The sequence below is a fragment of the Streptomyces sp. TP-A0874 genome (genome assembly GCF_001748085.1).
In the GTDB taxonomy this organism is placed as follows: domain Bacteria; phylum Actinomycetota; class Actinomycetes; order Streptomycetales; family Streptomycetaceae; genus Streptomyces.
The window spans coordinates 95790-108625 of record NZ_BBZK01000003.1; the positions used below are offsets into that span (position 1 = coordinate 95790).

11 protein-coding genes and 1 tRNA gene are annotated in these 12836 nt (G+C 71.4%); 8 read left to right on the forward strand and 4 right to left on the reverse strand.

Going from position 1 to position 12836, the window contains the following annotated elements; genetic code table 11:
* Positions 1–115: 115 nt before the first annotated feature.
* Positions 116–445: a DUF3618 domain-containing protein gene (locus BGP73_RS00405; RefSeq protein ID WP_069811148.1), complete on the forward strand. Its 330-nt coding sequence runs from the start codon at positions 116–118 to the stop codon at positions 443–445.
* A gap of 81 nt (positions 446–526) precedes the next feature.
* A complete protein-coding gene (locus tag BGP73_RS00410; protein ID WP_069811150.1) occupies positions 527–874 on the forward strand; it encodes a GroES family chaperonin in 348 nt (115 codons plus the stop codon).
* Positions 875–1056: 182 nt separating this feature from the next.
* Here the strand turns inward: BGP73_RS00410 and BGP73_RS00415 are convergent, their stop codons facing one another.
* Entirely contained in the window at positions 1057–3390 is a 2334-nt protein-coding gene (locus BGP73_RS00415; protein WP_069811151.1) for a transglycosylase domain-containing protein, read from the reverse strand.
* A gap of 384 nt (positions 3391–3774) precedes the next feature.
* Between BGP73_RS00415 and BGP73_RS00420 the strand changes: the two genes are divergently transcribed.
* Positions 3775–4479, forward strand: a complete 705-nt coding sequence (locus BGP73_RS00420) for a DUF1707 SHOCT-like domain-containing protein (protein ID WP_069811153.1) — start codon at positions 3775–3777, stop codon at positions 4477–4479.
* A gap of 178 nt (positions 4480–4657) precedes the next feature.
* On the opposite strand, the gene BGP73_RS00425 is transcribed toward BGP73_RS00420, so the two are convergent.
* The gene (locus tag BGP73_RS00425) at positions 4658–5971 is read right to left on the reverse strand and encodes an SGNH/GDSL hydrolase family protein (protein ID WP_069811155.1); all 1314 of its coding nucleotides are present in this window, start codon (positions 5969–5971) and stop codon (positions 4658–4660) included.
* A gap of 269 nt (positions 5972–6240) precedes the next feature.
* Between BGP73_RS00425 and BGP73_RS00430 the strand changes: the two genes are divergently transcribed.
* A complete protein-coding gene (locus BGP73_RS00430; protein ID WP_069811156.1) occupies positions 6241–7569 on the forward strand; it encodes a DUF445 domain-containing protein in 1329 nt (442 codons plus the stop codon).
* Positions 7570–7827: 258 nt separating this feature from the next.
* Here the strand turns inward: BGP73_RS00430 and BGP73_RS00435 are convergent, their stop codons facing one another.
* Complete coding sequence (locus tag BGP73_RS00435; RefSeq protein WP_069811158.1) at positions 7828–8604, reverse strand: VOC family protein; 777 nt, start codon at positions 8602–8604, stop codon at positions 7828–7830.
* Positions 8605–8810: 206 nt separating this feature from the next.
* Here BGP73_RS00435 and BGP73_RS00440 point away from each other — a divergent pair, with 206 nt between their 5' ends.
* From BGP73_RS00440 to BGP73_RS00450, 3 genes are all read left to right on the forward strand, one after another.
* Positions 8811–9428 carry a GNAT family N-acetyltransferase gene (locus tag BGP73_RS00440; protein ID WP_069811160.1) on the forward strand — a complete coding sequence of 206 codons (618 nt, stop codon included), beginning with the start codon at positions 8811–8813 and terminating at the stop codon, positions 9426–9428.
* A gap of 133 nt (positions 9429–9561) precedes the next feature.
* Positions 9562–10341, forward strand: coding sequence for an HAD-IIA family hydrolase (locus tag BGP73_RS00445; RefSeq protein WP_069811161.1), 780 nt, complete (start codon positions 9562–9564; stop codon positions 10339–10341).
* Positions 10342–10452: 111 nt separating this feature from the next.
* Entirely contained in the window at positions 10453–10812 is a 360-nt protein-coding gene (locus tag BGP73_RS00450; protein ID WP_139134514.1) for a hypothetical protein, read from the forward strand.
* 108 nt (positions 10813–10920) lie between these two features.
* On the opposite strand, the gene BGP73_RS00455 is transcribed toward BGP73_RS00450, so the two are convergent.
* Positions 10921–10994: transfer RNA gene (locus tag BGP73_RS00455), tRNA-Lys, on the reverse strand.
* Positions 10995–11306: 312 nt separating this feature from the next.
* On the opposite strand from BGP73_RS00455, the gene BGP73_RS00460 reads away from it, so the two are divergent.
* The gene (locus BGP73_RS00460) at positions 11307–11897 is read left to right on the forward strand and encodes a lytic polysaccharide monooxygenase auxiliary activity family 9 protein (protein ID WP_069811165.1); all 591 of its coding nucleotides are present in this window, start codon (positions 11307–11309) and stop codon (positions 11895–11897) included.
* Positions 11898–12836: the final 939 nt, after the last annotated feature.

Genomic DNA, 12836 nt, shown 5'->3' on the forward strand with positions numbered 1-12836 from the left:
AGGGCCGGCCGACAGTGAGAGATTAGCCGTGCCGGTTGGGGTGCCGCGGAGCGCGTCCCGCGGCGAGCTGACAGACTGACCATCACGGATCGGACCAGACGACGGAGGCAGCGCGGTGGCGGATGCCAGGACCCCGGCGCAGATCGAGGCGGAGATCGCCCGCAGGCGGGGGGAGCTCGCCTTGACGCTCGACGAGATCGCGTCGCGGGTGAGCCCGAAGGCGATCGTGAGCGACGCGAAGGCGCGGGCGGTGTCCGCGGTGGACCGGACGGCCGGTCGGGCCTATGTCGCGGTGAACCGGGCGGTGACCGATGTGCGGGGCAGACTGGTCTCCAAGGACGGTTCCGCGAGTCAGCTCGGCAAGGCCGCCCCGGTGGTGCTCGCGGTGGCCGTGGTGGCCGGCGTGGGGCTGATGGCCGTCGCGGTCCGCCGCCGGCGCCGCTGACCGGCCGGCGCTCCGCCCGGCCGACGGCATCGGGTGAGCAACGCCCCGTGGCGGCTCCCCGGAGCCGGGGCGGGTACCGTCATGCCCGTGAGTGAGAACGTTTCCCACGACAAACTGCCCATCTGGATGCTCCATGACCGGGTGCTCGTCCGCACCGACATCGCGGAGGGGGAGCGCCGGTCGAGCGGCGGCATCGTCATCCCCGCGACGGCCGCGGTCGGCCGTCGGCTCAGCTGGGCCGAGGTGGTCGCCGTCGGGCAGAACGTACGGACGGTGGAGCCCGGTGACCGGGTGCTCTACGACCCCGAGGACCGGGCCGAGGTGGAGGTCAGGGGTGTCGCCTACGTCCTGATGCGGGAGCGCGATCTGCACGCGGTCGCGGCGGAGCGGCTGGAAGGGTCCGAGGACTCCACGGGGCTCTACCTCTGAACCTCTGACGGCGACGCCGCTGGCGGCTGTGGCCCCCGTGAGGGGCGCGGGCGTGAACCGCGGCCGGCCGTCCGGTGCCCGGGGCGGACCGGCCGGGCCTCCCGGCGGGGGTCGGCCGGACGGGGCGCGGAGTCCGCTCCAGTCGGCCGCCGGCACGGCGGCCCTCGGCCGACGGAGCGGTATCAGCCGGCCTCCCCGCCGGTGTCCTGTCCGCCGCCGGTCGCCCCGCCGGTCTCTCCGCCACTGTCCCCGCCGCCGGTGTCCCCGCCGCCGGTGGTGCTCCCGCCGTCCTCGCCGCCGGTGCTCTGCCCACCGTCGTCCTCGCCGCCACCCGTGTCCCCGCCGGTCTCTCCGCCGCTGTCCCCCGGCGGTTCGGTGGCGCCCGGCGACTCCTCCGGGGTGTCCGGCTCGCTCGGCTCGTCGGTGTCGTCCGAGTCACCGGGGGAGTCCGTGCTGTCGGACGGTTCGTCGGTCTCCTCCTCGGAAGCCGAGGGGGACTTGCTCGACTTCTTCTCGGGCTTCTTGCCGTCCTTGAGGAGGTCGAACTTCCGGGCCTTGCTGCCCTTGAGGGCGTCGGCGGTGTACTGGCCCCAGATCCTGGCGGGGAAGTCCCCGCCGTTGATCCGGTCCTTGCCGGTCGCTCCGTACAGCGGCTTCTGCGCGCCGGTCTCGGAGTCCTGCCCCATGACCGAGACCACGGTGGTCAGGTCCGGCGTGTAGCCGGCGAACCAGGCGGCCTTGTCCTCCTCTGCGGTCCCGGTCTTGCCGGCCGCCGGCCGGTGCGCCGACTTGGCGGCGGTGCCCGTACCGCTGTCGATGACGCCGCGCAGGACGGCGGTGGTCTCGTCCGCGGCCTTGCGGCTGACCGCCTGCTTGTCCGACCGGTCCGGCAGCGAGAACTTCTCGTCGTCCTTCGTGATCTTCTCGACGAGGGAGTACGGGGTGTACCGGCCGTGGTTGGCGAGGGTCGCGTAGGCCTGGGTCATGTCGAGGACGCTGGCGGTGGCCACACCGAGCGCCATCGACGGGTCGGAAGCGAGGTCCGGGGTGTCCTTCGGCAGCCCCAGCGCGATCGCGGTCTCCTTGACTTTGGCCGGCCCGACGTCCTGGGCCATCTGCGCGTAGACGGCGTTGACCGACTTGTCGGTGGCCTCGGAGACCGGGATCTGTCCGTAGCTGTGGCCGTCCTCGTTCGCCGGTTTGTAGCCGGTGCCGCCGCGCGGGCCGCGCACCTCGCGCCCGCTGCTGCCGTCGTAGGCCGTCTTGGCGGTGATGGGCTCGCCGTGCTGGGTCTTGGAGCCGTGCTCCAGCGCCGCGGCGAAGACGAACGGTTTGAAGGTCGAGCCGACCTGGTAGTCGCGGCGGGTGGCGTTGTTGAGGAACTGCTTGGTGTAGTCGACACCGCCGTAGAGGGCCAGCACCTTGCCGGTGGCCGGGTCGATCGAGGCTCCTCCGGCGCGTACATGGCTGTCGATCTTCCGGTCGTCGCTCAGCTTGGACATCAACTGCTCGTCGACGGCCTTGACCAGAGCGTCCTGGTTCTTCTTGGTGATCGTGGTGGTGATGCGGTGGCCGCCGGTGGCGAGCGTCTGCTCGTCCATGATGTCGTTCGAGGTCAGATAGGACTTGACCGCTTCCACCAGGTAGCCGCGCTGGCCGGAGAGTCCGGAGGAGGGCCGGCCGGTCCTGGTCTCGGGGAAGTGCAGGGCGGCCCGCTTCCGGGGGCTGAGCCACCCCTCCTTGACCATGCCGTCGACGACGTAGTTCCAGCGGGAGTGCGCCCGTGACTTGTTCTCCGGGTGCACGGCGATGTCGTAGGCGCTGGGAGCGTTGAGCAGCGAGGCCAGGTAGGCGCCTTCGGCGGTGTTCAGTTCGCTGACGTCCTTGCCGAAGTACGCCTGGGAGGCGGCCTGGATGCCGTAGGCGTTCCGGCCGAAGTAGCTGGTGTTGAGGTAGCCCTCGAGGATCTCGGACTTGCTCTTCTCCCGGTCGAGCTTGATCGAGATGAAGAACTCCTTGGCCTTCCGGGTGTAGGTCTGCTCCTGGCCCAGGTAGTAGTTCTTGACGTACTGCTGGGTGATCGTCGAGCCCGACTGCCTGCCCTTCCCGGTGGCGGTCTTCCATGCGCCGCGGACCACGGCCTGCGGATCGATCGCGGACTCCGAGTAGAAGTCCCGGTCCTCGGCGGAGAGCACCGCCTGCTGAACGGTCTTCGGCACCTTGGAGAGCGGGACGTTCACCCGGTTGACGTCCCCGTCCCGGGCGAGCTGGCTGCCGTCCGCGTACAGGTAGACGTTGCTCTCCTTTACGGCGGAGGCGTTGGCGGAGGGGATGTCGACCAGCAGGTAGCCGGCGACCAGACCACCTCCGATGAAGAGGAGTGCGAGCAGCAGTGCGCCGAAGAGCATCCGCCAGGTCGGCAGGGCCCGGCGCAGTCCGGTGCGCTTGGCGACTCCGCTTCCCTGACCGGCCTGCCCGGACCAGCCCAGCGGATTCTGCTGCGGTTCGTCACTCATGTTTCCAGGGACTCCTCGGACACCGCGGAAGGTTGTGCTGTGACGGGTGACGCTCGAACCAGGCGACAGGTGATCCGGCCACTTCAGCACACTGTCGCATCATCAGCCCCGTTCTCCGGCGGTGGCGCGCTCCGCGGCGCGGTCGAGGGCGGGCCGAATGGACCACTCCGCCCACTCCGACGGCCGGAAGCCGCGGCCCTTCGGTGCCGCTCGGCGGCAGGACCGCGACGAGGGGCTGCCCCTGCCGGCCGAGCGGTCCGGGCGGCGGGCGAACGGAGGACATCGGTCCTTCGCGGACAAACCGCGGTCCCGGAGGGCGCACGGCGCTGGCTGACCCGGTGCCGGTCGGTCACAGCGGGACCGTCTGATGCGTACTCTGTTCGCATGACGAGCGATCTCCCTGAACTCCGGGCCTCCGACTCAGACCGAGAGCGGGTGGCCGAGGCCCTCCGAGAAGCGGTAGCCGAGGGCCGCCTGGACATGGAGGAGTTCGACGCCCGGCTGGAGGCCGCCTACCGGGCGCGCACCTTCGCCGAGTTGGAGCCCCTGACCGCCGACCTGCCGGCGGCGGCCGCCGCGGCCCCGGCCGACGGGGCGCGGGGGGCCTGGGCCGAGCGCGTCGGCGGAACTCCCTCGTCGAAGTGGGCCGTGGGCATCATGGGCGGCTTCCAGCGCAAGGGCCGCTGGGTGGCGCCGCGCCGGTTCACCGCCTTCTCCATCTGGGGCGGCGGTCAGATCGACCTGCGGGAGGCCCGCTTCGAGGACCGCGAAGTAGTGATCCGCTGCTTCGCACTGATGGGCGGTATGTCCGTGGTGGTGCCCCCCGAGATCGAGCTCGACGTGCGGGGCGTGGGGATCATGGGCGGCTTCGACCAGAGCAAGACCGGCGGCGGGGAGCCGGGGGCGCCAAGAGTCGTGGTGAAGGGCCTGGCCATCTGGGGTGGGGTGGGCACCATACGGAAACGGGCCAAGGCGGAGCGGCAGCGGCTGGAGGCGGAGCGGGCGGAGCGGAGCCTCGACGGGAAGCCGTCCTCCACCGGTCGGGAGCTGGACGGCGGGGCGCGGGAGGCCGGCCCGGAGCAGCGGTAGGCGGCTGCCAGCCGTGCCGGAGCATCCGGGGGCGGCCCGACCGCCAGGGCGGAGCGGGCAACGCCCCAAGGCGGAGGGCGGGCTGCGGAAGAGCGGCGAGGGGTGTCCGGCCAAGGCCGGGCGCCCGCCCCGCCACCGGCGTCCGACCGCCGCCACCGGCCGAGGTCGGCCCCCGGCTTCAGAGCCTCGCCGGCACCGATCCCTTGAGGTGCCTGAGATCCAGCGCGTGCGCCATCGCCCGGAAGCCTTCGTCGCTGGGGTGCAGATGGTCGCCCGAGTCGTAGCGGGGGAGCAGCCGGTACGGATGGGCCGGGTCCCGTAGCGCCAGATCGAAGTCGACGACCGCGTCGAAGACGCGCCCTGCCCGGATCTCGGCGTTGACCTGCTCCCGTACGGCGTCCAGGTGCGGCGCGTAGGCCCGGTGGCCGCCGAACGGCATGAGGGTTCCGCCCACCACCCGCAGCCCGTGCGCGTGTGCCTGTCGGACCAGCGCCCGCATCCCGTCGATGATCTTCTCCGGGTCCGTCTGGTGGGGCGTCTTCAGTATGTCGTTGACGCCGAGTTGGACGACGACCGCGCGCACCCCGCTGTGCGAGAGCACGTCGCGGCCGAACCGGCGCTGGGCGCTCGGCCCGTTGGTGGGTGCCAGGAGGCTTCCGTCGACGAGGATGCGGTTGCCGCTGATGCCCTGGTTGAGGACGCCGTACCGGGGTGCGCCCGCCTCGGTGCGCAGCCGGGTGGCGAGGAAGTCCGTCCAGCGCTGGTTGGCGCCGAAGGTGGAGGTGATGCCGTCGGTGATGGAGTCGCCGAGGATGACGACGGAGCCCGCGGCTTCCGTGCTCCAGACCTCGACACCGGTGAGGTAGCGCCAGTACGGGCTCTGCTGGGTGTAGAAGGCGCCGGTGGTCTCCTCGGTCCGGTCGCCGGCTGCCAGGTAGGAGGACTGGCGGGCGAAGGGGTGGTAGGTGACCGGGCCGGCCGGACTCGGCGAGTACGTGCTGACCAGCAGGTCGGCGGCGGCCGGCACCGGTAGCCGGGCGGTGTCGCTGACGACCTGTTCGCCCGCCGGTATCACCACGGTGGCCGCGCCCGAGAAGGTCAGCCGGCGCATCGTGCCGTGGGCGGCCACCGGGGTGCTGGGCGCCTCGGCGAGGGCGACCGAGGCATGACTGATCGTCAGCGGTGCGGTGCCGTAGAGGTTGGACAGCCGGACGCGGATGCCGCTGCCCCCGATGGAGGTGTGCACGATGTTGCGGATCGAGGTGTTCGGATATCCGCGTTCGGAGTGCGGCTCGGCCGCCGCCGGGGCGGTGGACCAACTTCCGACCCAGCTGCCCGAGGCCGCCGGCGCCGCCGGGCCCCCGTGCTTCGAACGACCGGCGGAGGCGGCCTCCTCACCACCACCGCCGGCGCCGACGAATATCGCGCCGGAGATGAGGACCACCACTGCCGCGAGCGCGGCGAGCAGGGCATAACCGTGTCGCTTGGTCATGCGGGGTGCTTCTCCTCGAACGGGTTCCTGGGCTCCGCCTCTGTGGCACGGAGCCTGGCCGGTGGCGGCGGCGGTGGCGCGGACTGGCCGGCCCCATGTTCCCATGGGCGGGACGATCTTCAGACAGCGGTGTCGAACCGACTCCGCGTGGTCGACGGGTTCTGTTGTGTCGGGCTCTCTTCACTCAGACGAGGGGAACCCGGAGTCCGTTCCAGGAGTATTTGAATTGTGCGGTAAGTGACAGGGGCCGGCTGGGACAGGTGGAGTGGATGGAACGGACCGACGAGGAAACGCTTGAGCCGAGTCAGCCCGCCGGGCCCGGCGGCCTCTCCGCGGCCTTCGCCTTCAACGCGGCGGACGAACGGCGGCGGCGCGGCGTCCGGCGGATGAAGGCCTTCGCCCTGTCCCTGCTGCTGCTGGTCGCCGTCGTCTACGCCCTCGCCACCTGGGCCTCCGCCAACGGCGCGGGCGGTTGGACGGAGTACGTCGCCGCCGCGGCCGAGGCCGGCATGGTCGGCGCGATGGCCGACTGGTTCGCGGTGACCGCGCTCTTCCGGCACCCCATGGGACTCCCGATCCCGCACACCGCGATCATCCCTACGAAGAAGGACGTCCTGGGCCGGAGCCTGGGCGAGTTCGTGGGGGAGAACTTCCTCTCCTCCGACGTGGTGCGGGAACGGCTGCGGTCGGTGGGGTTCGCCGCTCGGCTCGGTGCCTGGCTGGCCGAGCCGGCCAACGCCGACCGGGTGACGGCGGAGCTCTCGACAGCGCTGCGGGGGGCGCTCACCGTGCTGCGGGACGTCGATGTGCAGGCCGTCGTGGGAGAGGCGATCACCCGCAGGGCACACGCCCAGGAGATCGCCCCCGGGCTGGGGAAGACGCTGGAGCGGGTGGTGGCCGACGGCGGCCACCGCAAGGCGGTCGACCTGGTGTGCGCCCGGGCGCACGACTGGCTGGTGGAGCACAGTGACTCGGTGATGGCCGCGGTCACCGGCGGGGCCCCCGGCTGGACCCCGCGGTTCGTCGACCGGAAGGTCGGGGACCGGGTCTACCGCGAACTGCTCCGCTTCGTCACCGAGATGAGGGACAGCCCCGCCCATCCCGCACGGGGGGCGATCGACCGCTTCCTCACCGACTTCGCGGCCGACCTCCAGTCGGACACCGCCACCAGGGCGCGGGTGGAGCGACTGAAGTCCGAGGCCCTGGCCAGGCAGGAGGTGCAGGACCTCATCGCCTCGGCCTGGAACTCCGTGCGGGCGATGGTCGTCGCCGCGGCGGAGGACGAGCGGAGCGAACTACGGCTCCGCGCCCGGGCGGGACTGCTCTCACTGGGCCGGCGGATGGCCGGGGACCCGAAGCTCCAGAGCAGGGTGGACGACTGGCTGGAAGGGATGGCGGTGCATGTGGTCACCTCCTACCGGTCCGAGATCACCCTGCTGATCACGGACACCATCGCCAGCTGGGACGCGCAGCAGACCACCCGGAAGATCGAGGCGCACATCGGCCGGGACCTCCAGTTCATCAGGATCAACGGAACCGTGGTGGGGGCGCTCGTGGGCCTGCTGATCCACACCGTCTCCCGGGCGCTCGGGGCCTGACGGCCGCGGGAAGCCCCGAGGGACATGGGCCTGAGGGGAACGCGAAGCCGGCCGGACGCCGACCCGGAGCGCCCCCCGGCCCGCGGTCGGCCCGCTAAGGGTCGTCCCGTAATCCCTGGTGGGCGCACGACGACAGCTACGGCACCTCGCCGCGTTGTCGGAACATCCTGATACGCCCAGTATCGGGACGTCCCTCCGCCTTGCGATGTACCGCATCTGCCGTCGTGCGCTGATCCACCGGGGATTACGGGACAACCCTCAGGGAGCCTTCGGGGCGATGACGGCGAACATCGCGCCCTGCGGGTCCTGCACCAGCGCCATCCGGCCGGCGACCATGTCGAAGGGCGGTTGCAGCACCGAGCCGCCCCGCTTGGTGAGCGCGTCCACCGTGGAGTCCGGGTCGTCGACCGCGAAGTAGGGCAGCCAGTGCGAGGTGTCCGTCGGCAGACCCTCGCTCTCCAGCCGCCGTACGCCGCCGACCGCGCGACCCGCCACCTTCAGGGTGAGGTAGCCCTCGACGTCGGCGAGCGGCTCGGCCTCCAGACCGAGTGCGGTGGAGTAGAAGTCGGCGGCCCGGCCGGGGTCGGTGGTGACCAGCTCGCTCCAGATCAGGGAGCCGTGCTCGTTGGCGATCCCGGCCCCGGGGAAGTCGAGCGGTTGCCAGGTGCCGAAGACCGCCCCGGTGGGGTCCGCTCCGAGCAGCATCCGGCCGAAGGTCGAGACGTCGGTCACCTGGAGCATGACGGTGCCCGAGTGGGAGGTGATGGCCTGCGCGGTGGCGTCGGCGTCCGCATCGGAGAGGTAGGTGGTCCACGAGGGCTTCGCGGACGTCTCGTCCCCTATCGGACCGGTGATCCCCGCCACCGCCCGGTCGCGGAGCCGGCAGATCGTGTAGCCGCCCATCTCGGGCGGGCCGATCTCACCGGACCAGCCGAACAGGTCCGCGTAGAAGTCGATGGCGGCCTGCTGGTCGGGTGCCACCAAGTCGATCCAGCACGGTGTGCCGGGGGCGTAGGGAGTGGTGATCTCGGGCATGCTGCGCCTCCAGAACGGTGGGTCCCGCCCTCGGGCCCCGTCGGATGTCTCGAGTGCCCGCATCCCACGTTCCCCAATTCGGTCGGAGCCTGCCACTCGGGGCCGCACCCCGCCGCTCAGCCGGCGGCGGCAGGTGTGTGGGACCCGCGGGCCGCGCCGGAAAAACCACTGGAGCCGGCCTGCGGGCCCCTCCTACCCTGCGCCGGGTGCGGATCTTTCTCGAGACCGAGCGGCTGGTGCTGCGCCGGCTCACCGGAGACGACGTGGACGACCTGTTCGCCCTGCACGCCGATCCGGAGGTCATGAAGTACCTCGACGCGGGGCCGCCGATGGCCCGGGAGGCGGTGCGCGAGCAACTGCTCCCGCGGCTCCTGGAGTGCTACGAGCGGTACGGCGGGCTCGGCTACTGGGCGGCGGTGCGGCGGGCGGGGCCGGACGCGGGCTCCTTCCTCGGATGGTTCGAGCTGCGGCCGCAGGAGGGCGGGCCGCCCGAGGAACTCGAACTCGGCTACCGGCTGTGCAGGTCGGCCTGGGGCCACGGGTACGCCACCGAGGGCGCGCGCGGACTGGTCCACAGGGCGTTCACGGACCCCGCCCTCGGCGGAGTCCGGCGGGTCTTCGGCGAGACGATGGCGGTGAACCGCGGCTCGCGGCGCGTCATGGAGAAGGCCGGGCTCAGGTACCTGCGGACGTACCACGCGGCCTGGCCGGTACCGCTGGCCGGATCCGAGCGGGGCGAGGTGGTGTACGAACTGCTCCGCGGCGACTGGGAGGAAGGTGGCCCGCGGTGCCCGGCCGCGGGAGCCCCGGGCACCGCCGGCTGACGCGTGCGCCGACACCCGGACTGCGGGCCGGGACGGCCCGGTTAGGCTGGAGGTGCTTGGCGGCCCGGCCCGCGGAGCCGGTCCGGACCGCCCCGGCGGATGTCCTTGGCGCACACGGTGAGGGAGCCTTTTCGTGGCAGAGCGTAAGCCGATCGAGTCGTGGCTCACCGACATGGACGGGGTGCTGATCCACGAAGGCGTACCGATCCCCGGTGCCGAAGCGTTCATCGACCGGCTGCGGGAGAAGGCGAAGCCGTTCCTGGTGCTCACCAACAACTCGATGTTCACCCCACGGGACCTGCACGCCCGGCTGTCCCACATGGGACTGGACGTGCCCGCCGAGAACATCTGGACCTCGGCGCTGGCCACCGCCCGGTTCCTGGACGAGCAGCGGCCCGGCGGTACGGCGTACGCCATCGGGGAGGCGGGGTTGACCACCGCGCTGCACGAGGTCGGTTACACCCTCACCGACACCGAGCCCGACTACGTGGTGCTGGGTGAGACGCGCACTTACAGCTTCGAGTCGCTCACCAAGGCGATCCGCCTGATCAAGAACGGTTCCCGGTTCATCGCCACCAATCCGGACAGCACCGGCCCCTCCACCGAGGGACTGCTGCCTGCCACCGGTTCGGTCGCCGCGCTGATCACCAAGGCGACCGGCCGCGAACCGTACTTCGTGGGGAAGCCGAACCCACTGATGATGCGCGCGGGGCTCAATGTGATCGGTGCGCACAGCGAGACCAGCGCCATGATCGGAGACCGGATGGACACCGATGTGCTCGCCGGCCTGGAGGCGGGGATGACGACCCTGCTGGTGCTGACCGGGGTGACCCAGGCAGCGGACATCGGACGCTATCCGTTCACCGCGTCCCGGACCGTCGACTCGATCGCGGACCTCATCGACCTCGTCTGACGGAGCGGACCGCCGGGTGGTTCCGGCGCCGCCGGAAGGAGTACCCGGAGCTGTCCGGGGATGCGCCAGGACCCGGCTCACGGGAGTCTGCTGGTGTCGAGGAGGTTCACGATGGGCGCTGTCCGGAGGCCACCCGCTGCCGCGGGTCTCGCCCTGGCGGCGGCCCTCTGCGCCGGCTGTTCGTCTGAGACCCACGGGCAGCGGGCGGAACCCCGACCCGCCCACGGGCAGGTGTCCACGGTCACCGCGGCGCCGGGTGGCGCCGCCCCGGACGGTACCGGCCGGAGCGCGGAGCCGGCGCAGAGCGGTCATCCGGCGCCGCATCGGGGGACCGCGGATCCGCCGAACAAGCGGCAGATCACTCTCGCGGCCGCGCTCGCCGGCGCCGCCGTACTGGCGGTCTCGGGCAGCGCGCGCCGCCGCCGGGACGCGGGCCGGGGCGATCGCCTTCCGGCGGCCGACGGGGAGTGAGGGCTCCGGCGGACCCGCGTGCCGTGCTCAAGGCCGGGTGAACCGCCGCCGGGTGGCCGGAAACGACTCGGGGCCCTTCCCGCTGGAGGAAAGGACCCCGGTCTCGGGTGCGCCGCCAGGGACTCGAACCCCGGACCCGCTGATTAAGAGTCAGCTGCTCTAACCAACTGAGCTAGCGGCGCCTGCCGACCATGGAAGCGTACCGGATGGTGAACGGTGGTCCGCACGCGTACCGGACGCCGCGGGCTCTGCGGGCCGAGAAGTGACGATCCTCACGTGGTTGCCGGCCGGTGTGGCGGGGCTGTCGGTGGGGCTCCGCCGCGGGGGCTGTCCGGGAGTTCCTGGCCGGGCGCAGGCCGTCCCCCGCTTGTCATTGGTCTGGACATGACCAGCCCTCCCTGGCTAGTCTCCCACTTGGTCTAGACCGCAGTGCATGCCGAGATCGGCGCCTCCCGTCCCGATCTCATGGAACCCCACTTCCACAGGAGCGAAGCATGCGTAGGAAGATCACGGCCGCCCTGCTCGGACTCACCACGATCGCCGGCTTCTCCCTGCTGGCCACCGGCAGCGCCCAGGGGCACGGCTACACCGACTCCCCCCAGAGCCGGCAGTGGATGTGCGCGAACGGCACGGTGGCCGATTGCGGTGAGATCCAGTACGAACCGCAGAGCGTCGAGGGCCCCAAGGGATTCCCGGCGGCCGGCCCGGCCGACGGCGCCATCTGCGCCGGCGGCAACAGCAGGTTCGCGCAGCTGGACGACCCGCGCGGCGGCTCCTGGCCGGCCACGCAGGTCTCCGCCGGACAGGACTTCTCCTTCAACTGGCGGCTCACCGCCCGCCACTCCACCACCGACTTCCGCTACTACATCACCAAGGACGGCTATGACCCGAGCGCTCCGCTCACCCGGGCGGACCTGGAGCCCGAGCCGTTCCTGACCGTCCCGTACAACGGCGCGCAGCCCGACGAGACCGTGACCCACCAGGGGGCCATGCCGCAGAAGTCGGGCAAGCACCTGATCCTCGCGGTCTGGAACGTGGACGACACCCCGAACGCCTTCTACGCCTGCTCCGACGTGCAGTTCTAGGCCCGCTCCGGCGGTCCCGGCCGCTCGGGGCCGCGGTTCCCCGTCTCTGTCCGCGGTCCGGGCTGACCGCTGGGGCCGTGACGGGCGTGCGGCGACAGGCGCGGGAGTGACCCGGCGCAGGGGGTCCGTGACCGGTCCGTACGGCAACACGGCGAGCCGCCGGCATCGCGGGCGGTCGAGGTCCGTCGGGCCCCTTCGTGCTGACGAAGGGGCCCGACGGTCTTTTCGGGTGGCGGTGCCCCAGCCGAAGGCGCCGGCTCGGTGCGGACCGGAGGGTCGTCGGCGCCTGCTCGCGACGGCCGGCCGCTGTCTTCCGAGGATCGCGGCCCGTCCTCGGGGCGGGGTGCGAAAGAAACTCTCACTCTCCGCTTCCGGCTGATGGCGTTGTGTTTGCGAGGGTCGGATAGTTGGCGGTTGTTGCAAATGACGGAACCTCCGGGGTTGCGGCGTCGCTGCCGTCGTTCGATGCGGCTTCCGGCATTACCGGAGGGGTTTTAAATCAGAAATTTCCACCCTTTCCGGCCGGCCCCTCGAAGGGGGCGTCGATATTTCGTCACTCTCCGCCCTTTTCTGCTCACGGAGCGATGTTTGTTGGGCTCGTCGCGGGTGACGTAATGTCTTCCATGTGCAACGCAGTGACTGTAGGGTCAGTGTGGCAAGTGGCAGTGAATACCTGATTGTTCGGCCAGTGCTGCGGCCGGTGGTGCCTGCCCGTTGAGGAGCGGCACTCAGTGCTCGCGGCCGTAGGACGGCCAGGATCCCCTGTAGCGGAGCTACCCGGGTTTCGGTCGGCGCGGCAGGCGCGCGCACCGGGTGTCGCGACGTGCGGGCGTGCCGGTTCCAGCGCTGGTTCCTGGTTGAACGCCTCTGTGGCCGCGTGTTAGAAGGTAATTGATGGGGGTTTCCGTGCACGTTCTTTTGTGGCCTTGTCCCTGCCCT